Origin of the sequence: Massilia solisilvae, assembly GCF_024753215.1 — a bacterium.
In the GTDB taxonomy this organism is placed as follows: domain Bacteria; phylum Pseudomonadota; class Gammaproteobacteria; order Burkholderiales; family Burkholderiaceae_D; genus Telluria; species Telluria solisilvae.
Genome location: NZ_JANUGV010000001.1, coordinates 1,466,355 through 1,493,280, shown reverse-complemented (window position 1 = coordinate 1,493,280; position 26,926 = coordinate 1,466,355). Strand labels below are relative to the sequence as shown.

Genomic DNA, 26,926 nt, shown 5'->3' with positions numbered 1-26,926 from the left:
TTTCTTTCATTGTTCTTCGCCTTGGGCGAGCATGGCGCGCAGCGCGTCCTCGTCGAGCACCGGCACACCGAGCTGCTCGGCCTTGGCGAGCTTGCTGCCCGCCTCCGCGCCGGCGACCACGAAGCTGGTCTTCTTCGACACCGAGCCGGACACCTTGCCGCCCGCCGCCTCGATCATCGCGCCGGCTTCGTCGCGCGACAGGGTCGGCAGCGTCCCTGTGAGCACAAAGGTCTTGCCGGCCAGCGGGCCCTCGTCGCCTGCCGCCGCTTGCAGCGGCAATTGGGCAAGCAGTTCGCGCCGCAGCCCGGCTGTGGCCTGCAGCAACTGGCGCTTGCCCGGGGTAGCCATCCAGAGCTCGAGCGATTCGACCAGCGCGTCGGGCAGGCCGAACACGCTGAAAATCTTCAGGTGCGCAAGATCGTCCAGCGTACGCCCGTCCTGCAGCAGCTGGCGCGCGCGCGGTTCGGTCATCTTGGGAATGTCGAGCGCGGCCAGCAGCGTGACCTCGTCCAGGCGCTCGCGCAGCTGCGCCTTCGGCGGGTGCTCACCCTGCGGCTCCACCCCCGCCTCAAGCAGCGCGTCGAGCGCCTGCTGGTTTTTCGGTTCGGCGAAAAAGTCGGCAATCGCCTCGGCCACGGTGCCGCCGATGTCCGGCAGCACCCGCAGCAGCGCGGCCGGCGCGCGCCGCACCAGCGCCAGGCTTCCCAGCCAGTCGGCCAGGGTCTTGGCGGTGGACTCGCCGACGTGGCGGATGCCCAGCGCGAACAGCAGGCGCTCGAGCGGCGGCCGCTTGCTGGCCTCGATCGCGGCCAGCAGGTTGTCGGCCCACTTGGTGGCGATCTTGCCCTGCTTGACCGTCTCGGGCGTGGTGCCGTCCCGCTCGTCGGCGGCGCGCTTCATGGCCAGCAGGTCGTCCAGCGTCAGGCGGTACAGGTCGGCCACCCCGTGAATCAGCTCGCACTCGACCAGGCTGTCGATGTAGCGGTCGCCCAGGCCTTCGATGTCCATCATGCGGCGGCCCGCAAAGTGCCGGATCGCTTCCTTGCGCTGCGCCGCGCAGGTCAGCCCGCCGGAGCAGCGCGCCACCGCCTCGCCCTCTTCGCGCACCACGTGCGAACCGCACACCGGGCACGCCTTCGGCAAGGCATAGACCGCGGGCGCCGGGTGCGGACGGCGTTCCAGCACCACCGACAGCACCTCGGGGATCACGTCGCCGGCGCGGCGCACCACCACCGTGTCGCCCACGCGCACGTCCTTGCGGCGCACCTCGTCCTCGTTGTGCAAGGTGGCGTTGGTCACGGTCACGCCGCCGACCGACACCGGCACCAGCCGCGCCACCGGCGTGATCGCCCCGGTGCGGCCCACTTGCACGTCGATCGCCTGCACCAGCGTCAGCGCCTCTTCGGCCGGGAACTTGTGGGCCAGCGCAAAGCGCGGCGCGCGCGACACGAAGCCGAGCCGGGCCTGGTCGGCCAGGCTGTTCACCTTGTACACCACGCCGTCGATCTCGTAGGGCAGCGACTTGCGCTTTTCTCCGATCGCCCGGTAGTAGCCGAGCAGCCCTTCGCAGCCGTTGACCACGGCGCGCTCCTTCGACACCGGCAGCCCCAGTTGCTCGAACCAGTCCAGCACCGCCGAGTGCGACTGCGGCATGTCGGCGCCTTCGAGCACGCCGATGCCATAGGCGAAGAAGCGCAGGCTGCGCTGGGCCGTGACGCGGGCGTCGAGCTGGCGCAGGCTGCCGGCGGCGGCGTTGCGCGGATTGGCGAATTCCCTCTGGCCGGCGTCGCGCTGGCGCTGGTTCAGGCGTTCGAAGTCCTGCTTGAACATCAGGACCTCGCCGCGCACTTCCAGCACATCGGGCACGCTGCGGCCGTGCAGGCGCAGCGGGATCACCTTCACGGTGCGGATGTTGGCCGTGACGTCCTCGCCGGTGTAGCCGTCGCCGCGGGTGGCGGCCTGCAGCAGCACCCCATCCTCGTAGCGCAGACTGATCGCCAGCCCGTCGAACTTCAGTTCGGCGGCATACGCAACCTGGGCCCGGCCCAGGCCGTCGCGCACGCGGCGGTCGAAGTTGTCGATGTCCTCGTCCGAAAAGCCGTTGTTCAGCGACAGCATCGGCAGCGCATGCGTCACCTGGGAAAATTCCGGGATCGGCGCCGCGCCCACGCGCGAGGTCGGCGTATCGACCGACACCGCGTCCGGATGCTTCGCTTCCAGTTCCTGCAGTTCGCGGAACAGCCGGTCGTACTCGGCGTCGGGAATCGTCGGCGCGTCGAGCACATGGTAGTTGTAGATGTGGCGGTTCAGCTCCTCGACCAGCCACGCCATGCGCTTCTTGTCGTCTTCCTTGTGCACGCCAGCTTCCTCAGCTGAACAGGCGCAGCGCGCGCGTCGAACCGGCCGGGATGTCGGCCGCTTCCATCTCCTGGTAGAACTCCTGCACCTGCCCGCTGATCTCGTCCAGCGCCGCATCGAGCAGCGGCTGGTCGTAGTCGTCCACGATGGTCGCGTCCAGGCGCTGCACCAGCGCCTTGGCACACGCCACCATCTTGCCGAAGCCGTCGCGGGCCGGGGCCACGCAGGGCACGTCCAGCAGCAGGGTGAGCTTGGACGTGGTGTCCGAGCCGAGGGTGACGTTGGTGGACAGCGTGAACAGCACGCCGCCCTCGCCGTCCGGCATCGCAAAGCGGCCATCGGGGCGCACGTCGAAGCCCTGGTTCTCCAGCGCCCCGATCAGCGTGGCCATGGCCCACGGCGCGCCGTTCGAGCGCAGGTTCACGCCCAACTGGGCGTCGTGACCGGCCACGAACTTGTGCAGGTTGCGCGCCTCGCCCACCGCTTCGATCATGTCGGGCAGCTCGGGCTCGGCGCCGATCTCGTCGGCCAGCGGGCGCAGGCGCGTGACCAGCTCGGAGTATTCGAGTTCGTTGAGCGAAGTGGTGCGGGTGGCCATCTGCACGCCGGCCTGCAGCTTGGTGTACACGCCGCCGTGCACGATCGGCTCCCAGTCGCCGTTCACGTGCAAACCGATGAAGTGCACCGGCTTGTTGCCGATGCGGCGCAGCTTTTGCAGCACCGGCAGCAGCTTGTCGCCGCGCGCCGGCAGCTCCAGCGCGAGCGGGATCAGGCAGTCGATCAGCGGGTCCACCAGGCTTTCGGCCAGTTCGGCCGGGGGCGTATCGGGCGCCGCGCCAGGCAGGTGCACCGGCGCCGCCGGAGCGGCGGGCGCCGCCTCGTCGGCGATACCGGCGGTGCCCAGCGAAGGCTCGAGCACCACGCCCTCGCCTGCCGGGGCCACGCCCAGGTCGAGCACCGGCTCCTGGCGCGACGTCAAGGTGCCGTCCGCGCGCATCAGCACGTCGTCGTGGTCGGACGAGAACGCCCGCTCCACGCTCTTCCTGGCCTTGTACTCCTGCCATTTGTTGTAGCTAATGACGCCAACGACGAACACGCCGCCAGCCGCGATCAGGCTCATTTGAAAATCAGTCATGCTGCTTGTGCCTCTTGTGCGAAGTTCGCGGCGGACTCCATGTCCACCGCCACGATGCGCGATACACCTTGCTCCTGCATCGTCACACCAATCAATTGGTTGGCCATCTCCATCGCGATCTTGTTGTGCGAGATGAAGAGGAACTGGGTCTGGTCCGACATGCGCTTGACCATGCGGCAGAAACGCTCGGTATTGGCGTCGTCGAGCGGCGCGTCCACCTCGTCGAGCAGGCAGAACGGCGCCGGGTTCAGGCGGAACATCGAGAACACCAGTGCCGTCGCGGTCAGCGCCTTCTCGCCGCCGGACAGCAGGTGGATGGTGGCGTTCTTCTTGCCCGGCGGCTGGGCCATCACCTGCACGCCAGCGTCCAGGATCTCGTCGCCGGTCATCACCAGCTTGGCCTGGCCGCCGCCGAACAGGATCGGGAACAGCTCGGAGAAGTGCTGGTTGACGCGATCGAAGGTGTCCTGCAGCAGGTCGCGCGTCTCCTTGTCGATGCGCGCGATCGCATCCTCGAGCGTGGCGATGGCCTCCTGCAGGTCGGCGTTCTGCGAGTCGAGAAAGCGCTTGCGCTCGGTGGCCTGGGCCAGTTCGTCGACCGCGGCCAGGTTGACCGCGCCCAGCGCCGAAATCGCATTGGTCAGGCGCGTCACCTCGCCCTGCAGCCAGGACGGCTTCATGTCCGGGTTGAGCTTCTCAAGCAGCTCGGCCTCGACCGCGCCGGTTGCCGCCAATGCCTCGGCAAACTGCTCCTGGTTCAGGCGCGCGGCCTGCTCCTTGAGCTGCATTTCAGTGATCTTGTCGCGCTGCGGCTGCAGGCTGCGTTCGGCCGCCATGCGCGACTCTTCGGCCTGGCGCAGCTGCTGCGTGATCTGGTCCAGTTCGTGGCGCGCCTCGGACAGCGCCTTTTCCTGCTGCGTGCGGCGCTCCAGCAGTTCCTGCAGGCCCTCGTTGGCGCTGCCCGATTCGAGCGCTTCCAGTTCCTGTTTGCCCGACTCGATGCTGGCGGCGACCTGCGCGGCCTGCTGGCTGGCGGTGGCGATGTTGCGCCGCAGTTCCTCGATGCGGCTGCGTTGCGAACGCTCGGCGAACGCGGCCTCCTGCGCGCTGCGTTCGAGCTCGCGCAGCTTGTCGCGCGCGTCGGTCAGCGCCTGTTCCTTCTGCAGGAACTCGGTCTGGCGGTCCTCGTGCGCGCCCTGCAGCTCGGCCAGCTCCATATCCAGCTGTTCGAACTCGGCTTCGGCCTCGGCCTGGATCTGCTTTTGCTCCGCCTCGTGCGCGGCGATCTCGGCCAGGTCGCTATCGATCTGGGTGCTGCGCTGGTTGAAGCGCGCCTCGATCTCGCTCTGCTTGACCACGTCGATCTGCAGCGCATGCACTTGCTGGGTCAGGCCCGTGACCTTCGCGCGCGCTTCCTGCAGGCGGCGCGACAGGTCGGCCACGGCCGCGTCGGCGCGTACGGCGCGTGCGCGCGCCTCGTCCGCCAGCAGCGCCTGCGCGCGCAGCTGGCGCGAAATGTTGTCGATTTCGTGCTGGCGGCCGAGCATGCCGTCCTGCTCCGCGTCGGCGGCATAAAAGCGCACGCTCGACTGCGCGATGACATGGCCCTGGCGCGTGACGAAGCAAGCGCCGGCCGGCAGCTGCGAACGCCCGGCAAACGCGGCGGCCGCATCGTCGGCCACGAACACATTGTGCAGCCAGTCGTTGAGCAGCCCGCGCAGGCCGGGGTCGTTCAGCTTGAGCAGGCCGGCAAAGGGCTTGAGCCCCGGCACCTGCGCCGCTTGCGGCCCGGCGGGCAGCGGCGCGTACAAGGCCAGGCGCGCCGGCGGCGCGTCGCTGAAAAACGCTTTGGCCCAGTCGATGTTGGACATTTCAAGCGCGCCGGTGCGCTCGCGCAGGATCGATTCGAGCGCGGTCTCCCAGCCGTCCTCGATCTGCAGCTTTTGCCACAGCTTGGGCAGCTTGTCGAGCTCGTGTTTCTGCAGCCACGGCTGCACCTTGCCCTGGGTTTGTACGCGCTCCTGCAGCTGCTTGAGCGCGGACAGGCGCGCTTCCAGCTGCGCATTGGCTGCCGTCTCTTGCTGCGCGGCCTGGTGGGCGGCCGCGCGTTCTTCCTCGACCCGGTGCTGCTGCTCGGCCGCTTCTTCCAGCAGCATGGTCTGTTCTTCCAGCGCCTGCTGCTTTTCCTCCAGCTGCATGCGCAGGTTTTCCAGGTGCGCGCTGTCGGGCAGGTTCAGCCCGTTCTTTTCCTGCTGCAGGCGCTCGCGCCGGCCGGCCAGGTTGGCCAGGATGTTCGAGGCGTTGCGCTGGTGCGCCGACGACAGCTCGATGCGCTGCTGCAGCTGCATGATGCGCTCGCGCGACTCCTTGGTCTTGTCCTGCGCCGCGCGCCACACCGCGTCCAGTTCGGGCAGGCGCTCGTTGTGCACCTCCACCGCGATCTGGGCGCCTTCCGCGCGCGCGGCCAACTCCTCCAGGCGCATCTCGGCCTCTTCCAGCTGCTCCTGGAACTCCTGGCCCTGCGTCAGCCACTGGTCACGCTGCGCCGCGAGCGTGCCGAGCTGGTTTTGCAGCCGCGTGCGCGATTCGATCACGTACTTGATCTGCGCTTCCAGGCTGCCGATTTCGGAATTGGTCTGGTACAGCGCGCCCTGCGCCTGATGCAGGCGGTCGCCCACCGCGTAGTGGGCCTGGCGCATCTGCTCCAGCTCCAGTTCGACGTGGCGCAGCTTGGCCGTCTGCTCTTCCAGCGCGGTCTGGGCCGCCTCCACTTCGCCGAAATAGCGCTTCTGCTCGGCCTGCGCTTCGTTCTTGCGCAGCAACCAAAGCAGCTTCTGCTTTTCTTCCTGGTCGGCCTGCAGCTGGTGGAAACGATTGGCCACCGCAGCCTGCGCCTCCAGCTTTTCCAGGTTGGCGTTCAGCTCGCGCAGGATGTCCTCGACCCGCGTCAGGTTCTCGCGCGTGTCCGCGAGCCGGTTCTCGGTCTCGCGCCGGCGCTCCTTGTACTTCGAGACGCCGGCCGCCTCTTCAAGGAACACCCGCAGCTCTTCCGGGCGCGACTCGATGATACGGGCAATCATGCCCTGGCCGATGATGGCGTAGGCGCGCGGCCCCAGGCCGGTGCCCAGGAAGATGTCCTGGATGTCGCGCCGGCGCACCGGCTGGCCGTTGATGAAATACGAAGAAGTGCCGTCGCGCGTGAGCGTGCGCTTGACCGCGATCTCGGCATACTGGCCCCACTGGCCGGACGCCTTGCCGGCGCTGTTGTCGAACACCAGCTCGACGGAGGCGCGCCCGGCCGGCTTGCGGTGGGTCGAGCCGTTGAAGATCACGTCCTGCATCGACTCGCCGCGCAGCTCGGAAGCCTTCGATTCGCCCAGCACCCAGCGCACGGCGTCGATGATGTTCGACTTGCCGCATCCGTTCGGTCCGACCACGCCCACCAGCTGGCCTGGCACCTGGAAATTGGTCGGATCGACGAATGACTTAAATCCCGACAATTTAATGGAGGATAGTCGCACGTTGTCTAAGGCAGCCTGGGAATCGTTAAAAGACCTATCATACCATCTGTTGCTTGCTCTTCGGCCAAGTACAGAGGGGCGCAGCCCCTCTCAACTGACCCGTTCGAACGACCCGTTAGACCGCCCCCCCCGCTGCCGTGTGCCGCCCGGCCGAACACCAAAGCGAACCGGACTATACCTGAGGCGGCCGATTTGCCCAAGCGCGCGCTCCCCGGCGTGCCAGCCACCGCATTGACTAGCCGCAATGGCAAGAAGTCGCGTTTCCTTAACATAACATGGTCCCCTCCTCGACCTGAAGGAAACCTGCGATGACATCGATCCGCAAAATTGACAACAAAATAAAGATCTGCGGCGGCGTGCTGCTCGCGTTCAGCCTGGGCGCCGTGCTCTCGGCCTGGCTGATCGGGCAGCTAGCCAATATCGGGGATCTGGGGCTGCAGGCTGGCCGGGCCGGCGCCGCGGCGCATGCGCCAGACCAGTTGCACGCCGAGATCGTTGGCATCCAGGTCTACGCAGCCGTTGCGATTGGCCTTGGGCTGGTGGTCAGCACCCTGCTCGGATTGTGGCTCGCGGCCCAGGTTGCCAATACCCTGCGCGAAGCGGCCCGGTATGCGGGACGGCTTGCCAGCGGCCAGCTCGGCGGCACGCTGGAAACCGACCAGGGCGGGGATGCCGGCACGCTGCTGTGCCACCTGCAGCAGTTGAACGACAAGCTGGCGGCGATGATGCAAGAGCTGCGCACCGGCGCCGAATCGCTGGTGCGCGGCACGGGCGAGATCGCCGACGGCAGCCTGGACCTGTCGGCGCGCACCGAGCAGCAGGCCGCGTCGCTTGAGGAGACCGCTTCGTCGATGGAAGAGCTGACCGCGACCGTCAAGCAGAACGCCGACCACGCGCACCAGGCCAGCAAGCTGGCCGTGTCGGCATCGGAAGTGGCGGTCAAGGGCGGCGCGGTGGTGTCCGAAGTGGTCGGCACCATGGCCTCGATCAACGAATCGTCCAAGCGCATCGCGGAGATCATCGGCGTGATCGACGGGATCGCCTTCCAGACCAACATCCTCGCGCTCAACGCGGCGGTCGAGGCGGCCCGCGCCGGCGAGCAGGGGCGCGGATTTGCCGTGGTGGCCTCGGAAGTGCGCAGCCTGGCCCAGCGCTCGGCGGCGGCGGCCAAGGAGATCAAGGAACTGATCGACGACTCCGTGGAGAAGGTCAACGCCGGCACGGAGCTGGCGGACAAGGCCGGCAACACGATGAACGAGGTGGTCGCCAGCGTCAAGCGCGTGACCGACATCATCGGCGAGATCGCCGACGCCAGCGCCGAGCAGACCAGCGGCATCGACCAGGTCAACCAGGCCATCACCGCGATGGACCATGCGACCCAGCAGAACGCCGCGCTGGTCGAGCAATCGGCCGCCGCCGCCGCATCCATGCGCGAGCAGGCCGACACGCTGACCCGGCTGGTGACGGCCTTCGGCGGCCAGGCCGCGCCGGCCCGCGCCAGGCTCCCCGTCCCGGCCACGCAAGCAGCTCCTGCCGGTGCCAAGGCGCCGGTCCAGCAAGCGCCGGCCCGTCCGCGATCCGCCGGAGCCGCCGAGGCCAGCACGCGGCCGCGTCCGGCCCGTAGCGCTGCGCCGCGGCGCCGGGCCAACGGCGCCGCCCAGGCGACGATCCAGGAATCGGATTGGGAAGAGTTTTAATTATTCCTGTTATCAATTGCCTCTAATAACGAGCGAGTGATCGATAGAGAATGTCCTACACGGGTTCAAGAAATGATCCGATACCGATTTAACGGCTCGGCTCGCATCATTTGATCACCGAAAACTGCTGGCGATTTATTTTCGCCGGCAGAAATTGGCGAGTAAGACATTTTCCATTTTTGAAAGGAATGATCATGAACTCGAACAGCAAGGGCACCCAGGGAGGTACTCACGAGCAGCACGTGGAAGCCGGCCGCCAAAGCCACAAGAATGACGGCAACCGTCAGTCGGCTTCCTCGGGCTCCGGCTCGGGCTCGGGCTCGGGCTCGGGCATGCGCGGCGGCACCCGCGAGCAGCACGCCGAGGCTGGTCGTCAGAGCCACAAGAACGACGGCAACAGCCAGTCGGGCTCGGGCGGCTCGAAATCGGGCGGCGGCTCCGGCTCGGGCATGCGTGGCGGCACCCGCGAGCAGCATGCGGAAGCCGGCCGTCAAAGCCACAAGAACGACAACAAGCGCTAAGCTGGTCGTTACTTGGCAAAAAGCCCGTCGAATCTTCGGCGGGCTTTTTACATCTTTATTGCCGGGTTAATTCAACAATAAATCAAACCCTGGTTATTTCACGGATTACGTGAAAATAACCCAGCGGTTCAGATATTGCGCAGCACCGCCCCTTTTGGCGGCGCAAAATCCATGATGTCGTCCACCATTCCGGCAATTTTGGCGTCGCGCGAATTGAGGTGCAGGTCGGAATACTGGTGGATACCCCACTGCTCGGGCGTGAGCTCGATGTGCTTACGCAGGATCGATTCGGTGCGCGCATCGTCGGCGCGCAGGCCCTCGACGATGATATTGAGCGCGTCCGGCCGTGAACCGGGCGAGGCCGTGGCGTGCGACTTGTGCACCATGAAGCGCGCCGTTTCGCTGCAGTAACGGCGCGTGCCCGACAGGTACATGATCACGGCGATCGACGCCACCGCGCCGCCGTTGTACATGACGAACTCGATCGGCGAATTGCCCAGGAAGTTATACAGGCACAACCCGTCGCTGACGTAGCCGCCGTTGGACTGCACCAAAATGTGCGCCCGTTCGATGCCATCCTCGGTCATCATCGCCACCGACTCGAACACCCGGTGCACCATGTCGCTGTTGACGTCGCCGGACAAGGTGTACCAGCCTTCCTTGCACTGCTTTGCTTGCTCTTCGCTCATCATTTTCCCTGCTCGAAAAGTGTTAGACGGTAGTTTAACAAACGACGTCCCGACGCCGGTTTTGCCCGTCCTCATTCGTGCGCTGGTACTGACCTCACGGCAACTCGGCTTTCCGAGTTGACAGTAGGGTCATGCTGGCATATCCTCCACAGTCTTGACCGGGAGAGGGTCGCGCACGCGGCCGCCGAAGGGGCATCACCCAAAAACTCTCAGGCAAAAGGACCGGTCAAGGGACGGCGGCGCAGCGCGCGGCCGGCTTAACTCTGGAGAGCGGCCGCGAACGCGGCCCACCGAAGGGGCAGGCGGCAGCGAGCCGCTATCTCTCAGGTACCAAGGACAGAGGGGCGCTAAGGCACGCGGGCCGCATCGCGCGGTGTGTCGTGCATGTACCCTATTCACCTGCCCTGAGGATTCCATGACGCTCAAAGCGACCCCGCTCAATTCCGTACACCGCGCCGCCGGCGCCAAGATGGTCGATTTCGGCGGCTGGGACATGCCGGTCAACTACGGTTCGCAGATCGAGGAGCACAACGCGGTGCGTACCGATGCGGGCATGTTCGACGTGTCGCACATGTGCGTGGTGGACATCAAGGGCGCCAACGTGCGCGCCTTCCTGCGCGGCCTGCTGGCCAACAACGTGGACAAGCTGCAGGCGCCGGGCAAGGCCCTGTACTCGTGCATGCTCAATCCGCAAGGCTTCGTCATCGACGACCTGATCGTGTACTTCTTCAGCGAGGACTGGTTCCGCCTGGTCGTCAACGCCGGCACCGCCGAGAAGGACGTCGCCTGGATCAACAAGCAGAACCTGGACACCGGCAGCGGCCTGACCATCACCCAGCGCCGGGACGGCAATGACCCGATCGCGCTGGTCGCGGTGCAGGGCCCGAACGCCCGCGCCAAGGTGTGGGAAGTGCTGCCGGCGACCAAAGCGCCGTCCGAGCCGCTCAAGCCCTTCAACGCGGTCATCGTCAAGGACACGCAGTTTGGCGAAGTGATGGTGGCGCGCACCGGCTACACCGGCGAAGACGGCTTCGAGCTCGGTGTTTCGGCATCGCAGGTCGAGGCGCTGTGGAACGCGCTGGCCGCCGCCGGCATCAAGCCCGCTGGCCTGGGCGCGCGCGACACGCTGCGCCTGGAAGCCGGCATGAACCTGTACGGCCAGGACATGGACGAAACCGTCAACCCGCTCGACGCGGGCCTGGCCTGGACCATCGATCTGGTGTCCGAGCGCGACTTCATCGGCAAGGCCGCGCTGCAGCAGATGGGCCAGCGCGCCAACTTCGTCGGCCTGATCCTGCGCGAAAAAGGCGGCATCCTGCGCGCCCACCAGAAAGTGGTGGCAGCGTCGGGCAACACCGGCGAAATCACCAGCGGCACCTTCAGCCCGACCATGCAGCAGGCAATCGCGCTGGCGCGCGTGCCGCTGGACGTGAACGTCGGCGACACCGTGCACGTCGAGATCCGCGACAAGAAGCTGGCCGCCTCGGTGGTCAAGCTGCCGTTCGTCCGCAACGGCAAGATCCTGGCCGCCTGATTTGCCCGGCCCGAAGAACAAACAATTTATACTTTTGCGACACCTAACAACCAGGAGCCACACATGAACATCCCAGCCGACCTGAAATACACCGAGTCCCACGAGTGGGTCCGCGTCGAATCCGACGGCACCCTCACCGTCGGCATCACCGAGTACGCGCAGGACGCGCTGGGCGACATCGTGTTCGTCGAACTGCCGGCGATCGGCAAGTCGTTCACCGCCGGTGACGACGCCGCCGTGGTCGAGTCGGTCAAGGCCGCAAGCGACATCTACGCCCCGGTGTCGGGCACCGTCACCGCCGTCAACCAGTCGGCCGCCGACGCGCCGGACTCGATCAACGCCGACGCCTACGCCGCCTGGCTGTTCAAGCTCAAGCCGGCCGACGCGAATGCCGTCAACGGCCTGCTCGACGCCGCAGCGTACGGCAAAGTGACCGAGAACCATTAATGAACACGGCCGGCGCTTCGATGGCGCCGGTGTTGTTTCAAGCATCAGCAACGTATGACCGTCGTCCCCGCGCAGGCGGGGACCCATAGACCGATCGCGCCGTCGAACATCCGACCGCCGCAGGCCAGCGACCTCAGTATGGGTCCCCGCCTGCGCGGGGACGACGGCTCACAATTTTGTTTTCGTCCCCTATCATGACCCGCACCAGCCTGACCCAACTTGAAGCGCGCGACAGCTTCATCCCGCGCCACCTCGGCCCGTCCGACACCGAACAGGCCGCCATGCTCTCGACCCTCGGCTACGCTTCGCGCGCTGCCCTGATCGATGCCATCGTCCCGGCCAATATCCGCAAGAAGAGCGAGCTGGCGCTGGGCCAGTTCCTCGATCCGATGCCGGAAGAAGCGGCGCTGGCCAAGCTGCGCGGCCTGGCCGCGAAGAACAAGGTCATGAAGTCGGTCATCGGCCAGGGCTACTACGGCACCCATACGCCGACGGTCGTGCTGCGCAACATCTTTGAAAACCCTGCCTGGTACACCGCCTACACCCCGTACCAGCCCGAGATCTCGCAAGGCCGACTGGAAGCGATCCTGAACTTCCAGCAGGTGATCACCGACATGACCGGCATGGGCATCGCCAACGCCTCGATGCTGGACGAAGGCACCGCGGCCGCCGAAGCGATGACGCTGATCCAGCGCGTCGGCAAATCGGCATCGAAGGTGTTCTACGTGGCCGACGACGTGCTGCCGCAGACCCTGGAAGTGGTCCAGACCCGCGCCCGGCCGCTGGGCGTGGAAGTGAAAACGGTCGCCGCCGACAAGGTGGGCGAGGTCGACACCTGCTTCGGCGTGCTGCTGCAGTACCCGGGCGTGAACGGCGAAGTACGCGACTACAGCGCCGCTGTCGAGAAGCTGCATGCCGCCGGCGCAATGGTGGTGGTGGCCGCCGACCTGCTGGCCCTGGCCGTGCTCACGCCGCCGGGCGAATGGGGCGCCGACGTGGTCGTCGGTAACAGCCAGCGCTTCGGCGTGCCGCTCGGTTTCGGCGGCCCGCACGCCGGCTACATGGCAACCCGCGACGAATACAAGCGCAGCATGCCGGGCCGCCTGGTGGGCGTGACCGTGGACGCGCAGGGCAACCAGGCCTATCGCCTGGCGCTGCAGACCCGCGAGCAGCACATCCGTCGCGAAAAGGCCACCTCGAACATCTGCACCGCGCAGGTGCTGCTGGCCGTGATGGCCTCGATGTACGCCGTGTACCACGGCCCGCAGGGCCTGGAGCGCATCGCGCGCCGCGTACACCGCCTCACAAGCGTCCTGGCCGCTGCCCTGTCGCAGCTGGGCTACCAGTTCGCCAACGGCACCTTCTTCGACACCCTGACCGTCAAGACCGACCGCGCCGCCGAACTGCACGCCACCGCGATCGAGCACGGCTTCAACCTGCGCCGCGTGGACGCCGGCCACGTTGGCGTGTCGATCGACGAGACCATCACCCGTGACGACATCGCCGCGCTCTACAAGGTGTTCGCGGCCGGCGTGGCGGGCGCCCCGGCGCTTGACATCGACGCGCTCGACGCCAAGATGGCCGACCAGTTCCCGGGCCAGCTCGCGCGCGCCAGCACCTACCTGCAGCACCCGACCTTCCACCGCTACCACTCCGAGACCGAGATGCTGCGCTACCTGCGCTCGCTGGCCGACAAGGACCTGGCCCTGGACCGCACCATGATCCCGCTGGGTTCGTGCACGATGAAGCTGAACGCGACGTCCGAGATGATCCCGGTGACCTGGCCGGAGTTCTCGAACATCCACCCGTTCGCGCCGAACGAGCAGACCGTCGGCTACCGCGAGATGATCGGCCAGCTCGAAGACATGCTGTGCGCCGCCACCGGCTACGCCGCCGTGTCGCTGCAGCCGAACGCCGGCTCGCAGGGCGAGTACGCGGGCCTGCTGGTCATCAAGAAGTACCACGAGTCGCGCGGCGAAGGCCATCGCAACATCTGCCTGATCCCATCGTCGGCGCACGGCACCAACCCGGCATCGGCCGCGATGGCCGGCATGCAGGTGGTGGTGACCGCCTGCGACGCCAACGGCAACGTGGACCTGGCCGACCTGAAGGCCAAGGCCGAGCAGCACAGCGCCAACCTGGCGTGCGTGATGGTGACCTACCCGTCCACCCACGGCGTGTTCGAGGAAGGCATCCAGGAACTGTGCGACATCGTCCATTCGCATGGCGGCCAGGTGTACATCGACGGCGCGAACATGAATGCGCTGGTCGGCGTGGCGGCCCCGGGTTCGTTCGGCGGTGACGTCAGCCACCTGAACCTGCACAAGACCTTCTGCATCCCGCACGGCGGCGGCGGCCCGGGCGTGGGCCCGATCGGCGTGGGCGCGCACCTGGCGCAGTTCCTGCCGAACCACCGCTCGACCGGCTACGCGCGCAACGAGGACGGCATCGGCGCGGTCAGCGCCGCGGCCTACGGCTCGGCCTCGATCCTGCCGATCTCGTGGATGTACATCGCGATGATGGGCGGCGCAGGGCTGACCGCGGCCACCGAAGTGGCGATCCTGAACGCCAACTACGTGGCGCGCCGTTTGGCGCCGCACTACCCGGTGCTGTACACCGGCCACGACGGCCTGGTGGCGCACGAGTGCATCATCGACCTGCGCCCGCTGCAGGACAAGACCGGCATCAGCAACGAGGACGTGGCCAAGCGCCTGATGGACTTCGGCTTCCACGCCCCGACCATGAGCTTCCCGGTGCCGGGCACGCTGATGATCGAGCCGACCGAGTCCGAGTCCAAGGCCGAGCTGGACCGCTTCATCGAGGCGATGATCACGATCCACGCCGAGATCACCAAGGTCGAGCGCGGCGAGTACGACAAGATGGACAACCCGCTCAAGGGCGCGCCGCACACCGCCGAGGTCATCACGGCCGACGAGTGGAAGCATGCCTACAGCCGCGAGGCGGCGGCGTTCCCGGTTGCCTCGCTGCGCAAGCAGAAGTACTGGCCGCCGGTCGGCCGTGCCGACAACGTGTACGGCGACCGCAACCTGTTCTGCGGCTGCGCGCCGGTGAGCGATTACGAGTAATCTTCGTTAGCTCCAAACCGTCGTCCCCGCGCAGGCGGGGACCCATGCTGAGCGTGCATTCACGCGATCTATGGGTCCCCGCCTCCGCGGCGACGACGGTTTTTCGGCTAACGGTTTTCTAGTCCCGACGCGAGGCCAGCCGCAAGTGCGGATGCCCCGGTGTGCGCCGCCGGTTGTGGATCACCGGCGGCGGCTCATCCTCGTCCGTGCTGCCGGCGGCGGCGCCCTTTTCCTCCAGCGCCTCATCGAGCCGGAACGCCGACACCGCCTTCGACAAAGTCAGCGCCTGCATCTGCAGCGTGCGCGCGGCCGCCGCCGCTTCCTCGACCAGCGCCGAGTTCCGCTGCGTCATCTGATCCATCTGCACGATCGCCTGGTTCACCTCCGACAGGCCGCTGGCCTGCTCCACGCTCGCGCTGCTGATCTGGCTGATGATGGTGCCCACCTGCTGCACCGAGCTGGCGATGTGTGCCATCCGGTGGCTGGCCTCGGCCGCCCACGCGGTGCCGCCCTCGATCTGCGCCACCGACTGCACCGCCAGCGCGCGGATCTCATGCGCCGCCGCGCTGGCCCGCAGCGACAGCTGGCGCACGTCGCTGGCCACCTGCGCGAAGCCGTGCCCGTGCTCGCCCGCGCGCGCCGCCTCCACCGCCGCGTTCAGCGCCAGCGTGCCGGTCTCGTTGGCGATTTCGTCGATCGCACCCACCAGCTCCGCCACCCGGCGCGAGCTGCCCTTGACCGATTCCATCGTGTGCATCAGCTGGTCCACCACGCTGCCGCCCTGCTGCGCCACCGTCGAGGCGTTTTCCACCAGCCGGTTGGCCGTCTGCGCGCTGTCCGCCGTGAGATTCACCGTGGCCGCAAGCTCCTGCATCGAGGACGCCGCCTGCTCCAGCGAGCTGGCACGGAACACCGCCCGGGTCGACAGGTTCAGGTCGCCCAGCGCGATGTTGCGCGAGGCCGAGCCGATCGTGCGTGCCGACTCCAGAATCGTGCGCAAGGTGCCGTTCAGGTTGCGGATGCTGGCGTCCAGGGTGCGCGAGGTCTGGGCGATCTCGTCGTTTCCGTACACGCGCTGCTTGACCGTCAGGTCGCCGCTGGCCAGGTCGATCGCCGCCGCCCCGATCCCGCGGATCTCGTGCAGCAGCGAGCGCCGCACCGCCATCGTGATCGCCAGCGACAGCGCGATCGACAGCACGATCACGACCGGCATCAGGGTGGAGGTGACGCGGTAGTCCTCGGCCGCCTCGGCCGACGCCTTCTCGCCCAGCTCCTGCTCCATGCGCGACAGTTCGGTCAGACGCTGCGCCACCACGGTGAACGCGTCGTCGGCCTTTTGCATGGCATTGGCGCTGATCGACTGGTCGTTTTGCGACATCTCGATCACGTCCTGCACCGCGCGCACGTAGAGGCGATGGGCCGCCGCCGCCTGGTCCACGTAGCGCCGCTCGGGGCTGCTGGTCGGTGTCGTCTCGGCCAGTCCGGCCAAGCCGCGCTCGAGCGCGCCGTGCTGGCGCTCGATCTGCACCACCAGCGGATCGGTGCGCCGGCGCGGAAAACTGCCGCTGATCCACGACAGCAGCCGGTAGCTGTCCGCATGGGCCTTCTGCGCGGTGGCCACCAGGTCGGAAGCGGCGCGCATGTGCACCGCGCGCTGCTGCACGATGGTTTCCAGCGACTGGTTCTGGCGCACCATTGCATAATAGGCGCCGCAGGACAGCGCAACGAGCAGCAGCAGCACCGCGCCGGGCGCGAGCAGCAGCTTGGGACCGATCTTCAGGCGCGCGAGCATGGCTTGCTCCACCGTGGCCGGAGCCGCGCATCGCGCCGGCCGCGCAGGCAATTGGCTGGGATGTTCATGGCACTGGGCTCGATATCTTGGGCGTAATTTCCAAAGCGCATTGAGCCAATCTACGCTGTCCGGCAAACTGGGAATTTGAGACCGGTCAAACGGCACCGGCATTTGAAAAGGATCATCGATGAACCGCGCGCTCGTCGCCGCCCTGCTGTCCGCCTTCGTGTTTCCCGGTGCCGGCCACCTGTACCTGCGCCGGCCGCGCCGCGCCGGCCTGTTCGTGGTGCCGGCGCTGCTGGCCGCGGCGGTGTACGTAGGCGACATCACCACGCAAGCCTCGCGCATGGTGGACCAGATCCTGGCGGGCACGCTCGCGCCCGACCCGGCGGCGATCGCCGCGCGCCTGCACGCGCAGGACGGCGGTTCGCCGCTGCTCACGGTGGCCGGGGTGGTGCTGGTGGCATGCTGGATCGGCAGCATCGTCGATGCGTTTGTGGTTGCGCGACAAGGCGCGCCGCGCAAGGAGCAGGACAACCGCGCGCCTCGAAGGGACTGACCTGCTTGAAAGGGGAACGGGATGGCTCTGCACGGAAGTAAGGGATTGTTCACTGCCCTGCTCGGGTTGGCCGCCGCGCTGCCGGCGCTGGCGCAATCGCCGGCCGCACCAAGGCCGGCGCTGAAACGCACCGAAGTGTTCCGGGACGACGTGGCGCAGGCGGGCCACGAGGCGGTGGTGATGAAGGTCGAGCTGGCCGCCGGCGGTCATTCGGGGCGCCACACGCATCCCGGCGACGAGATCAGCTATGTCGTCGATGGCGAGGGTTCGCTGCTGGTCGATGGCGAGGCGCCGCGCAAGCTCAAGCCGGGGGATGCGTTCGTGGTCAAGGCCGGCCGCGTGCACGATGCGCGCAACGACGGCGCGCAGCCGATGCACCTGATCGGGGTGTACGTGGTCGAGAAAGGCAAGCCGTTGGCCACACCGGCCAAGTAGGGTGGGCAGATTTTCTGCCCACGCGTTCAACTGGCGGCGATGGCCACGCGACTTGCGGCCTCCCGGCTCCGCGCCATCAATCCAGCCTGGCCGCGTGCTCGCGCGTGGCGTGGAACTTGAGCTTGGGCCAGCGCTCCTCGGTCAGGCGCAGGTTCACGCTCGACGTGGCCAGGTAGGCCAGGTTGCCGGCGGCGTCGTACGCCACGTTGGGCGCGAGCGCCTGTTCGAAGTCGGACAGCGCCTTCTTGTCGTCCGAGCTGACCCAGCGCGCGCTGCTGATGCTGGCGCCTTCGAACAGCGCGTCCACGCCGTATTCGTTGAGCAGGCGCGATGCCACCACCTCGAACTGCAGCACGCCCACTGCACCCAGAATCAGGTCGCTGCCCAGCACCGGCTTGAACACCTGCACCGCGCCTTCCTCGCCCAGCTGCTGCAAGCCCTTCTGCAGCTGCTTGGTCTTGAGCGGGTTACGGATGCGCACCACGCGGAACAGCTCCGGCGCAAAATATGGGATGCCGGTGAACGAGAGCATTTCGCCCTCGGAGAAGCTGTCGCCGATCTGCATGTTGCCGTGGTTGGGCAGGCCGATGATGTCGCCGGCGTAGGCTTCCTCGACCTGCTCGCGCGAGGACGCCATGAAGGTCACCACCTGCGACAGCTTGACCTCGCGCCCCAGGCGCAGGTGCTTGACCTTCATGCCCTTTTCAAAGCGGCCCGAGCACACCCGCAGGAAGGCGATGCGGTCGCGGTGCGCCGGGTCCATATTGGCCTGGATCTTGAAGACGAAGCCCGAAAAGCGCGGCTCGACCGGCTCGACCTTGCGCACGGTGGCGTCGCGCTCGCGCGGCGGCGGCGCCCAGTCCACCAGCGAGGACAGGATCTCGCGCACGCCGAAGTTGTTGATCGCCGAGCCGAAGAATACCGGGGTCTGGATGCCGTCCAAAAAGCGCTGCAGGTCGAACGGGTGCGAGGCGCCGTGCACCAGCTCCACTTCCATCTTGAGCTGCTCCATTTCGAGCGGGAACATCTCCATCAGCTTCGGGTTGTCGATGCCCTTGACGATCTCGAAGGCGCCGTCGGCGCGTTCCTCGCCGGCGCGGAACAGCATCACCTCGTCGTTGAGCAGGTGGTACACCCCGCGGAAGCTCTTGCCCATGCCGATCGGCCAGGTCACCGGCGCGCACTCGATCTTGAGCACCGACTCGACCTCGTCCAGCAGCTCGAGCGGGTCGCGGGTTTCGCGGTCGAGCTTGTTCATGAAGGTCACGATCGGGGTGCTGCGCATGCGGCACACGTCCAGCAGCTTGATGGTCTGCTCCTCCACGCCCTTGGCCGCGTCGATCACCATCAGGGCCGAGTCCACCGCGGTCAGCACGCGGTAGGTGTCTTCCGAGAAGTCCTGGTGGCCCGGGGTATCGAGCAGGTTGATCACGTGGTCGCGGAACTCGAACTGCATCACCGAGCTGGCCACCGAGATGCCGCGCTGCTTTTCGATCTCCATCCAGTCCGACGTGGCGTGGCGCCCGCTCTTCCTTGCCTTGACGGTGCCGGCCAGCTGGATCGCGCCCGAGAACAGCAGCAGTTTTTCGGTCAGCGTGGTCTTGCCCGCGTCCGGGTGCGAAATGATGCCGAAGGTGCGGCGCCGCGCCACCTCGCGCGCAATCTGCGCGGGCTGCTTGGCGGCGCTGCCGTCCTGGGTGTCTGGAGTCGTTGCTGCGTGATCGGTAGCCATAGTCTCGGCCATCCTGTGGCCCTTGCAAAACCCTCGATTTTACCGGCTCGCGGCGCGCTTGTGTGAAACCGCGCCATCGTCGCCCTGCCCGGCCGGCCCGTGGCCCGCCCCGGGTGCGCGTTTGTCAGCATTTTGTCAGCTTGTTCTCAGGCATTTGACAGCTTGAATGTTTATACTGAGCAACATTCCCGCCATCCGCCCGAGGAGAGCCACCATGCAGCAGCGCCTTCGCCTGACATCCGCCCGCCTGCGCGGGTTCACCCTGATCGAACTGATGGTCGTGCTCGCGATTGTCGGCATTCTCGCCGCCATCGCCTACCCGGCGTATGGCAAGTACCGGGTCAACGGCAACCGGGCCGCGGCGCAGGCGCACCTGATGGAGCTGGCGCAGGCCGAAACCCAGTACCTGGCCGACAACCGCGCCTACGCCGACACCGTGGCCAAGCTGGGCACCACCACCCCGCAGGCCGTCAGCGACAACTACGACGTGTCGTTCGAAGTCTCCGATGGCCCGCCGCCCAGCTTCAAGATCATCGCCACACCCAAGGTCGGCACCATCCAGGCAAGCGACGTGACGCTGACGATCAACGACGCCGGCCAGAAGACCCCGACCGACAAATGGTAACCCGCCCGAGCGCCGCGCGCGGCTTCACCCTGCCCGAGCTGCTGGCCGTGGTCGCGATCATGTCCATTCTGGCGGCGACGGCTGCCCCCGCGGTCACCGCGCTGATCGCCGGGCAGCGCGCGCGCTCGGCCAGCAGCGACCTGTTTACTTCCCTGAACCGCGCCCGCAGCGAAGCGATCAAGCGCAACACCGCGGTGACGCTGCGCCCGGAGACGGCCGGCAGCTGGCAGAGCGGCTGGCGCATCCCCAACCCCAGCGATACCGGCCACCCGATCGAGGTGCACAACCCGCTGACCGGCGCCACCGTCACCGGACCGGCCTCGGTGGTGTACCTGCCCAACGGCCGGATCAGGGCCGCCGACTCGGTGTCGTTCGACATCTCCTTTGCCAACGCCGCCAAGCACCGCTGCGTGACCATTGACCTGAGCGGCCGGCCCTACCTCAAAAACGACGCCTGCTGATCATCATGCACCCACCATCCCCACGCCTTCGCGCGCGCCAGCGCGGCACCACCCTGGTCGAGGTCCTGGTGACCGTCATCCTGCTCGCCTTCGGCCTGCTCGGGATCGCGGCGCTGCAGGCCAAGGCCCAGGTCGGCACGATCGAGTCCTACCAGCGCGCGCAGGCAGTCGTGCTGCTGCAGGACATGCGCGCCCGGATCATGAGCAATGGCGACGCGGCCGCCGACTACGTCACCGGCACCAGCACCCCGCTGGGCACCAGCACCACCAACCCCGGGCTGGCGGACTGCGACGCGCTGGTGGCGGCGGCCGATGCGGACAAGGCCACGTCGGTGCGCGACCTGTGCGAATGGAGCAATGCGCTCAAGGGCGCGGCCGAGGTGCAAGGCACCGCCAACACCGGCGCCATGATCGGCGCGCGCGGCTGCATCGAGCAGATCCAGGCCCAGGATGCGTCGGCCGGCGTGTGCCGCCCCGGCATCTACCGCCTGACCGTGGCCTGGCAGGGCATGCACCCGACCCGCACGCAAAGCCTGGCCTGCGGGGCCAACGCCTACGGCAACAACGACAGCTACCGGCGCGCCATCTCGGTGCAGGTGGCGGTCGGCCTGCCCAGCTGCAGCTGAGGAACCGAGATGAAGCCTACTCCCAAGTTGCCCCTGCCGCGCCGTGCGCGCGGCTTCACGATGGCGGAACTGATGGTGGCCGTGGCGATCGGCCTGTTGATTTTGGCCGGCATGACCAGCCTGTTCGTGCGTAACAGCCGCGCCCAGGCCGAGATCGAAAAGGCCAACCGCCAGATCGAGAACGGCCGCTACGGCATCGACGTGATCACGGCCGACCTGCGCAACGCCGGCTTCTACGGCGAATTCGACCCCACCCCGCTGGGCGAGCCGACCGCGCTGGCCGATCCCTGCGCCACCGCCCTGGCGGCGATCAAGGTGGCGCTGCCGCTGCACGTGCAAGGGTACGACGGCAGCGCCCCCGGCTGCATCTCGGACGTGCGCAGCGGCACCGACGTGCTGGTGGTGCGCCACACCCGCGCCTGCACCACCGGCAGCGCCGACTGCGACGACGTGGACGGCCCGCTGTTCCAGGCCTCGCTGTGCAGCACCGAGCTGGCCATGACAACCATCCCCGAGAACTGGTTCCAGCTGGACACCGACGTCTCCAAGCTCACGCGCACCGCACGCGACTGCACCACGGCCGCGGTGACGCGGCGCTTCCTGACCCACATCTATTACGTGGCAAACAACGACAAGCCCAACGACCACATCCCCACCCTCAAGCGCGCCGAGCTGCAGCTGGTGGACGGCGGACTGCAATTCGTGCCCGTGTCGCTGGCTGAAGGCATCGAAAACCTGCAGCTGGAGTACGGCATCGACACCAACGGCGACGGCAAGGTGGACATGGTCAGCGCCGACCCGACCAATGCGGTGGACCCGACCGTCGCCGCCGGCTGCAGCGCCGGCAGCTGCGGGCCGCGCAACTGGCACAACGTGCTGACGGTCCGGCTCAGCCTGGTCGCGCGCAACACCGAAGCCACGCTTGGCTACACGGACACCCGCCAGTACAAGCTCGGCCACAAGGCCGATGGCAGCGAGTACGTGCAGGCCGCCGCCAACGACAGCTTCAAGCGCCACGTCTTCCAGTCGCTGGTGCCGATGCCCAACCCGATCGGAAGGAAACAACCATGAGCGCGCCGATGCTACGCCGCCAACGCGGCATCACGCTGGTGATGGCGCTCATCATGCTGGTGCTGCTGACCTTGCTTGCGCTGACCAGCATCACCCTGGGCAACTCCAACCTGCAAATTGTCAGCAACATGCAGCAGCGCGAGCAGGCCGTCTCGGCCGCCTATCAGGTGCTGGAAGAAACGATCAGCTCGACCCGTTTCTTCAACACGCCCGACGCGGCGCTGGCCAACCCCTGCGGCGCCCCCAACCAGCGCTGCGTGGACACCGACGGCGACGGCAAGACCGACATCAAGGTCACGCTCACCCCGTCGCCTGCCTGCGTCAAGGCGCAGGCCATCCTGAACAGCAACCTGAACCTGGAAGACTCGGAAGACGCCGGCTGTGCGGTCGGCAGCAGCCAGTTCTTCGGCGTGGCCGGCGCCACCACCGGCAGCTCGGAATGCGGCAACACCACCTGGGACATCACCGCGGTGGCGACCGACGTGGTCACCGACGCTTCGGTCAAGGTCACGCAGGGCGTGTCCGTGCGCGTGGCCACGGACGACATCGTTACCAACTGCACGCCGGCCTCCGCGGCCGCGGCCAACTGAACCGGAACGGGGACGCCATGAAACGCAATCTTTTCTCCACCTGCCTGGCGCTGTCGCTCTCGGCCGGCCTGTCGTGGTCGCCGATCAAGGCGGCGGCCGACGACATCGACATCTTCACCGGCACCTCGGGCGGCCTGTCGACCAACCCGCGCATCCTGATCGTGCTCGACAATACCTCGAACTGGGCACGCCAGAGCCAGCAGTGGCCGGGCGGGCTGCAGCAGGGCGAGTCGGAAGTGCGCTCGATCCGCAACCTGCTGGCCACGCTGGACGACAAGACCAGTATCGGCCTGATGGAATTTGTCACCGGCGGCACCGCCAACGACGATGGCGGCTTCATCCGTTCGGCGATCCGGCCGATGGACGCGACCGCGAAGGCCAATTTCACCAGCACGCTGAACACGATCTACAGCGACGTCACCGGCTCGACGGAAAAACGCAATTCGAACACCTCGTACGGCAACCTGATGTACGACGTGTACAACTACTTTGCCGGCGCCAACTCGTATTCTCCGGCTGCGGTGGTCTCCAGCAAGGCCGACAATGCCGGTTACACCTCGCCCTACACCACCTTCGCCTCGCCGATCACCGCCGACAGCACCTGCGGCAAGACCTTCGTCATCTTCATTGGCAACCCGGACCGGAACGGCCCGGAAAAGGACAGCGCGGCGAACACCGCCAAGCTGAACGAACTGAACGGCAACAAAAACGCGGACGGCAGCATCATCCCCGTCAAACAGCTGGGGCTGCCGAACTTCACCACACAAAGCATCAACGCACGTACCAACGTCGGCGTGACCGCGGCTTGCTACGCCAGCCCGGCTGGCGTGCAGGCAGAGATCGACTCGACGTTCAAAGCGACATGCTCTACCTATACCGAGGGCTGCGTGGCTGGCGATCCAACCGCCAACCTGACGCCGATCGCCTGCCCGGCCGGCACCCAGGCCTACACCGTGGTGCAGTCGGTGTTCCATCCGGCCTCCACCGCGCCGGGCGTGCCGATCCAGGGCACGGTCACCAGTTCGACCGGCGCGACCACCGGCTATTACGGTTCGGTCAGCGACGTGCCGGAAAGCGACCACGGCAACCTGGTTTGCCCGTCGAGCTCCACCACGACCAGCGGCAACAACACCGCCACCACCACGTACAGCTGCTCCTACACCGTCGGCGGCCCCATTGGCACCGCGACCCAGAGCACCAGCAGCGCAACCTCCAGCGCCTGCTACGCGGGCGTCGGCACCGGCACCGGGTACTGGAACCCCGAAACCAGCACCGATCACGGCGGCCTGACCTGCCCCTCCAACAGCAGCTGCACCTATTCGGCCCAGTACTCGGGCAACAACAAGGGCTGCCCGGGCAACAGCGACTTTAAGCTGACGATCACCCAGACCGCCACGCTCAAGCGCCAGTACAACCTGACCCAGACCGTCACCCCCACCACGGTCAACAGCACCACCACGCCGCCCTACACCAGCACGGCGGTGCTGGGCATGACCTCGCAATGCTATGCCAGCGGCCCGACCAGCACCAGCGACTATGCCAGCTCGTGCACCGGCACCAACGTCAGCTGCACCTACAACAACGCGCCCACCTCGAACACGCTGGCCTCCTGCCCGCCGGGGACCAGCGCCTACAAGGTCGACGGCGTGAACCTGGAGTTCGTGGACGTGCCGACCACCACCTCGACCACCGACACGGCCACCTACAATGCCGACGAATGGGCGCGCCTGATGCACGACAAGGGCATCCCGGTCGCCAATTCGAGCGTGCGGCCCTCGGTGACCACCTACACCATCGACGTGTACAACAAACAGCCCAACGCGGTGCAGACCTCGCTGATGATGAGCATGGCCAAGGCCGGCGGCGGCAAGTACTTCGCGGCCAAGAACGAGCAGGCGATCCTGGACGCGCTCAAGCAGATCATCGTCGAGATCCAGGCGGTGAACACCAGCTTCGCCTCGACCAGCCTGCCGGTGAACGCGACCAACCGCGCCCAGAACGAGAACCAGGTGTTCATCGGCATGTTCCGGCCGGATCCGAGCGCGCTGCCGCGCTGGTTCGGCAATCTCAAGCGCTACCAGCTGGTGACGGCCGGCAGCGGCGTGGACCTGGGCGACGCCAACGGGCAGCTGGCGATCAACTCGCTGACCGGCTTCGTCACGCCCTGCGCCACCAGCTTCTGGACCACCGACAGCGGCACCTACTGGAGCGGCCTGGGCGTCAACCCGGACCCGGCGGGCGGCTGCACCACCTCGGCCTTCAACAAGTATTCGGACGCGCCGGACGGCCCGCTGGTGGAAAAAGGCGGCGCCGCCGAGGTGCTGCGCGCGGGCAACGTCGGCGGCGCACCGGCCAGCTATGCGCTCTCGCGCACGATGTACACGCTGTCCGGCAGCGCGCTGGCCGACTTCACGGCCGCCACCAGCGGGCTCGATGCCAGCCTGGTGGCCTTCATCCGCGGCGAAGACGTCAACAACGACAAGGCGGGCGCCGGCACCACGCGGCCGTCGATCCACGGCGACGTGATCCACTCGCGCCCGCTGCCGGTGAACTACGGCAAGGACAAGGGCGGCGTGCGCGTGTTCTACGGCGCCAACGACGGCGCGCTACATTCGGTCAAGGCCGACAGCGGGGTCGAGGCCTGGTCGTTCGTGGCGCCCGAGTTCTTCGGCCGCCTGCAGCGGCTGAAGGACAACAGCCCGATGATCAGCTACCCGACGCTCGCTTCGGGCGCCTCGGCCCAGGCCAAGGACTACTTCTTCGACGGCTCGGTCGGCCTGTACCAGAACGCCGACAACTCCAAGGTCTGGATCTACGCCGGCATGCGCCGCGGCGGGCGCCGCATCTACGCGCTCGACGTGACCAACCCCGACGCGCCGGTCTACAAGTGGCGCAGCGGTTGCGCCGACCTGGCCAACGACAACGACTGCACCGCCAACATGAGCGGCATCGGCCAGACCTGGTCCACCCCGAGCGTGGCGCTGGTCAAGGGCTTTTCCACCAGCACCCCGGTGGTCGCGTTCGGCGGCGGCTACGACGCCTGCGAGGACGCCAACGTGTCCGGCCCCACCTGCGGCAACAAGGGCCACTTCATCTACATCCTGAACGGCCTGACCGGGGCGCTGCTGCACGAACCGTTCGAGACCGAGGGCGCGGTGGCGGCCGACGTGGCGATGGTGGACGTGAACAACGACGGCATGCCCGACTACCTGTATGCGGCCGACACGCGCGGCAACATCTACCGGATCGACTTTGTCGACAACACGGCGCTGCACGGACCGCTGGCCAAGGAAGGCTGGACCATGCGCAAGGTGGCCTACACGACCGGCGGCGGGCGCAAGTTCCTGTTTGCGCCGGCGCTGCTCTACTCCGCCGGCAAGGTGTACCTGGCCATCGGCAGCGGCGACCGCGAGCACCCGCTCAAGGAGCAATATCCTTACACCACCCCGGTCACCAACCGCTTCTACGTGTACAAGGATGACCTGTCCATCACGAGCGACGACACCCCGGCCATCAACCTGGACAGCCAGCTCCAGGACTACAGCTCCAGGGATAGCTGCGACACGCCGCTGGTGCTGCCCTCGTCCAACCTGAAGGGCTGGTTCATGGACCTGAACCAGTACGGGCGCGGCGAACAGGTGGTCACCTCGGCCCTGATCGCCGGCGGCATGGTCACCTTCAGCACCAACCGCCCGATCCCGCCCAACGCGGCCACCTGCTCCACGGCGCTGGGCGAGGCGCGCGGCTACTGGGTCAACCTGCTCAATGGCTCCGGCGCCATCAACGTGGGCGGCAGCTGCGGCGGCCAGCGCTCGTCGCCGTTCGTCGGCGGCGGCCTGCCGCCGTCGCCGGTGATGGCGACCAGCGTGCCGGTCGGCGACAAGGCCGTGTCGGTGATCATTGGTGCGGTCCAGAAAGGCGGCACCGACGAGGGTGCGGCGGGCACGTCGGGCGCCAGCTCGGCGATCGGTCCGCAGTTGCACCGCCCGGCCATCAAGTCCAAGCGCAAGCGCAGCTACACCTACATCTCGGGCAGCTGAGCGGCGT

Annotated in this window: 19 protein-coding genes and 2 riboswitches; of the genes, 13 read left to right on the top strand and 6 right to left on the bottom strand. The window is 67.2% G+C overall.

Annotated features, from left to right (window positions below; translation table 11 throughout):
- Nucleotides 1-6: 6 nt before the first annotated feature.
- The 3 genes from ligA to smc are packed head-to-tail and all read right to left on the bottom strand — an operon-like array spanning nt 7 to nt 7,014.
- A complete protein-coding gene (gene ligA / locus NX773_RS06740) occupies nt 7-2,358 on the bottom strand; it encodes an NAD-dependent DNA ligase LigA (protein ID WP_502572673.1) in 2,352 nt (783 codons plus the stop codon).
- Between the two features lie 10 nt (nt 2,359-2,368).
- Complete coding sequence (locus tag NX773_RS06735; protein WP_258855541.1) at nt 2,369-3,493, bottom strand: cell division protein ZipA C-terminal FtsZ-binding domain-containing protein; 1,125 nt, start codon at nt 3,491-3,493, stop codon at nt 2,369-2,371.
- Nucleotides 3,490-7,014 carry a chromosome segregation protein SMC gene (gene smc / locus NX773_RS06730; RefSeq protein WP_258855540.1) on the bottom strand — a complete coding sequence of 1,175 codons (3,525 nt, stop codon included), beginning with the start codon at nt 7,012-7,014 and terminating at the stop codon, nt 3,490-3,492. The genes NX773_RS06735 and smc overlap by 4 nt, the downstream gene beginning before the upstream one ends.
- A gap of 308 nt (nt 7,015-7,322) precedes the next feature.
- On the opposite strand from smc, the gene NX773_RS06725 reads away from it, so the two are divergent.
- Together NX773_RS06725 and NX773_RS06720 are read left to right on the top strand one after the other, a co-directional pair.
- Nucleotides 7,323-8,711 carry a methyl-accepting chemotaxis protein gene (locus NX773_RS06725; RefSeq protein ID WP_307728442.1) on the top strand — a complete coding sequence of 463 codons (1,389 nt, stop codon included), beginning with the start codon at nt 7,323-7,325 and terminating at the stop codon, nt 8,709-8,711.
- 194 nt (nt 8,712-8,905) lie between these two features.
- Nucleotides 8,906-9,232 carry a hypothetical protein gene (locus tag NX773_RS06720; protein WP_258855539.1) on the top strand — a complete coding sequence of 109 codons (327 nt, stop codon included), beginning with the start codon at nt 8,906-8,908 and terminating at the stop codon, nt 9,230-9,232.
- Nucleotides 9,233-9,360: 128 nt separating this feature from the next.
- On the opposite strand, the gene NX773_RS06715 is transcribed toward NX773_RS06720, so the two are convergent.
- Nucleotides 9,361-9,921 (bottom strand): ATP-dependent Clp protease proteolytic subunit, encoded by a 561-nt coding sequence (locus tag NX773_RS06715; RefSeq protein ID WP_258855538.1) that lies wholly within the window; start codon nt 9,919-9,921, stop codon nt 9,361-9,363.
- A 149-nt stretch (nt 9,922-10,070) separates the two neighbouring features.
- Nucleotides 10,071-10,156: riboswitch (glycine riboswitch) on the top strand.
- 18 nt (nt 10,157-10,174) lie between these two features.
- Nucleotides 10,175-10,271: riboswitch (glycine riboswitch) on the top strand.
- A gap of 65 nt (nt 10,272-10,336) precedes the next feature.
- Here NX773_RS06715 and gcvT point away from each other — a divergent pair.
- The 3 genes from gcvT to gcvP all read left to right on the top strand — a co-directional run bounded on the left by gcvT (nt 10,337) and on the right by gcvP (nt 14,988).
- Entirely contained in the window at nt 10,337-11,455 is a 1,119-nt protein-coding gene (gcvT, locus tag NX773_RS06710) for a glycine cleavage system aminomethyltransferase GcvT (protein WP_258855537.1), read from the top strand.
- Nucleotides 11,456-11,518: 63 nt separating this feature from the next.
- Nucleotides 11,519-11,902 carry a glycine cleavage system protein GcvH gene (gcvH, locus tag NX773_RS06705; RefSeq protein WP_258820355.1) on the top strand — a complete coding sequence of 128 codons (384 nt, stop codon included), beginning with the start codon at nt 11,519-11,521 and terminating at the stop codon, nt 11,900-11,902.
- Between the two features lie 194 nt (nt 11,903-12,096).
- A complete protein-coding gene (gcvP, locus tag NX773_RS06700; RefSeq protein WP_258855536.1) occupies nt 12,097-14,988 on the top strand; it encodes an aminomethyl-transferring glycine dehydrogenase in 2,892 nt (963 codons plus the stop codon).
- A 118-nt stretch (nt 14,989-15,106) separates the two neighbouring features.
- Here gcvP and NX773_RS06695 read toward each other — a convergent pair whose 3' ends face one another.
- Nucleotides 15,107-16,780, bottom strand: coding sequence for a methyl-accepting chemotaxis protein (locus NX773_RS06695; RefSeq protein ID WP_307728441.1), 1,674 nt, complete (start codon nt 16,778-16,780; stop codon nt 15,107-15,109).
- Between the two features lie 187 nt (nt 16,781-16,967).
- On the opposite strand from NX773_RS06695, the gene NX773_RS06690 reads away from it, so the two are divergent.
- Nucleotides 16,968-17,339, top strand: coding sequence for a DUF6677 family protein (locus NX773_RS06690; RefSeq protein WP_258855535.1), 372 nt, complete (start codon nt 16,968-16,970; stop codon nt 17,337-17,339).
- Between the two features lie 45 nt (nt 17,340-17,384).
- A complete protein-coding gene (locus NX773_RS06685) occupies nt 17,385-17,774 on the top strand; it encodes a cupin domain-containing protein (RefSeq protein ID WP_258855534.1) in 390 nt (129 codons plus the stop codon).
- 76 nt (nt 17,775-17,850) lie between these two features.
- Here NX773_RS06685 and NX773_RS06680 read toward each other — a convergent pair whose 3' ends face one another.
- Nucleotides 17,851-19,506, bottom strand: a complete 1,656-nt coding sequence (locus NX773_RS06680; protein WP_258855533.1) for a peptide chain release factor 3 — start codon at nt 19,504-19,506, stop codon at nt 17,851-17,853.
- A 214-nt stretch (nt 19,507-19,720) separates the two neighbouring features.
- On the opposite strand from NX773_RS06680, the gene NX773_RS06670 reads away from it, so the two are divergent.
- From NX773_RS06670 to NX773_RS06645, 6 genes are read left to right on the top strand one after another with little or no spacing between them, the layout of a single operon-like run.
- Nucleotides 19,721-20,131 carry a type IV pilin protein gene (locus NX773_RS06670; protein WP_307728440.1) on the top strand — a complete coding sequence of 137 codons (411 nt, stop codon included), beginning with the start codon at nt 19,721-19,723 and terminating at the stop codon, nt 20,129-20,131.
- A complete protein-coding gene (locus NX773_RS06665) occupies nt 20,125-20,592 on the top strand; it encodes a GspH/FimT family pseudopilin (protein WP_258855532.1) in 468 nt (155 codons plus the stop codon). The genes NX773_RS06670 and NX773_RS06665 overlap by 7 nt, the downstream gene beginning before the upstream one ends.
- Before the next feature lie 5 nt (nt 20,593-20,597).
- Nucleotides 20,598-21,218 (top strand): type IV pilus modification protein PilV, encoded by a 621-nt coding sequence (pilV, locus tag NX773_RS06660; RefSeq protein ID WP_258855531.1) that lies wholly within the window; start codon nt 20,598-20,600, stop codon nt 21,216-21,218.
- Between the two features lie 9 nt (nt 21,219-21,227).
- Nucleotides 21,228-22,289, top strand: coding sequence for a PilW family protein (locus NX773_RS06655; RefSeq protein ID WP_258855530.1), 1,062 nt, complete (start codon nt 21,228-21,230; stop codon nt 22,287-22,289).
- Nucleotides 22,286-22,879, top strand: a complete 594-nt coding sequence (locus tag NX773_RS06650; RefSeq protein WP_258855529.1) for a hypothetical protein — start codon at nt 22,286-22,288, stop codon at nt 22,877-22,879. Before NX773_RS06655 ends, NX773_RS06650 begins: the two co-directional genes overlap by 4 nt.
- A 17-nt stretch (nt 22,880-22,896) precedes the next feature.
- Nucleotides 22,897-26,919 (top strand): pilus assembly protein, encoded by a 4,023-nt coding sequence (locus NX773_RS06645; protein WP_258855528.1) that lies wholly within the window; start codon nt 22,897-22,899, stop codon nt 26,917-26,919.
- The last annotated feature ends 7 nt before the right edge of the window (nt 26,920-26,926 follow it).

What these genes read in the sequence shown, in the direction of transcription:
- NX773_RS06735 (WP_258855541.1), bottom strand. Translation starts at nt 3,493, where the DNA reads ATGACTGATTTTCAAATGAGCCTGATCGCGGCTGGCGGCGTGTTCGTC.
- NX773_RS06725 (WP_307728442.1), top strand. Translation starts at nt 7,323, where the DNA reads ATGACATCGATCCGCAAAATTGACAACAAAATAAAGATCTGCGGCGGC.
- NX773_RS06720 (WP_258855539.1), top strand. Translation starts at nt 8,906, where the DNA reads ATGAACTCGAACAGCAAGGGCACCCAGGGAGGTACTCACGAGCAGCAC.
- NX773_RS06715 (WP_258855538.1), bottom strand. Translation starts at nt 9,921, where the DNA reads ATGAGCGAAGAGCAAGCAAAGCAGTGCAAGGAAGGCTGGTACACCTTG.
- gcvT (WP_258855537.1), top strand. Translation starts at nt 10,337, where the DNA reads ATGACGCTCAAAGCGACCCCGCTCAATTCCGTACACCGCGCCGCCGGC.
- gcvH (WP_258820355.1), top strand. Translation starts at nt 11,519, where the DNA reads ATGAACATCCCAGCCGACCTGAAATACACCGAGTCCCACGAGTGGGTC.
- gcvP (WP_258855536.1), top strand. Translation starts at nt 12,097, where the DNA reads ATGACCCGCACCAGCCTGACCCAACTTGAAGCGCGCGACAGCTTCATC.
- NX773_RS06695 (WP_307728441.1), bottom strand. Translation starts at nt 16,780, where the DNA reads ATGCTCGCGCGCCTGAAGATCGGTCCCAAGCTGCTGCTCGCGCCCGGC.
- NX773_RS06690 (WP_258855535.1), top strand. Translation starts at nt 16,968, where the DNA reads ATGAACCGCGCGCTCGTCGCCGCCCTGCTGTCCGCCTTCGTGTTTCCC.
- NX773_RS06680 (WP_258855533.1), bottom strand. Translation starts at nt 19,506, where the DNA reads ATGGCTACCGATCACGCAGCAACGACTCCAGACACCCAGGACGGCAGC.
- NX773_RS06670 (WP_307728440.1), top strand. Translation starts at nt 19,721, where the DNA reads ATGCAGCAGCGCCTTCGCCTGACATCCGCCCGCCTGCGCGGGTTCACC.
- NX773_RS06665 (WP_258855532.1), top strand. Translation starts at nt 20,125, where the DNA reads ATGGTAACCCGCCCGAGCGCCGCGCGCGGCTTCACCCTGCCCGAGCTG.
- pilV (WP_258855531.1), top strand. Translation starts at nt 20,598, where the DNA reads ATGCACCCACCATCCCCACGCCTTCGCGCGCGCCAGCGCGGCACCACC.
- NX773_RS06655 (WP_258855530.1), top strand. Translation starts at nt 21,228, where the DNA reads ATGAAGCCTACTCCCAAGTTGCCCCTGCCGCGCCGTGCGCGCGGCTTC.
- NX773_RS06650 (WP_258855529.1), top strand. Translation starts at nt 22,286, where the DNA reads ATGAGCGCGCCGATGCTACGCCGCCAACGCGGCATCACGCTGGTGATG.
- NX773_RS06645 (WP_258855528.1), top strand. Translation starts at nt 22,897, where the DNA reads ATGAAACGCAATCTTTTCTCCACCTGCCTGGCGCTGTCGCTCTCGGCC.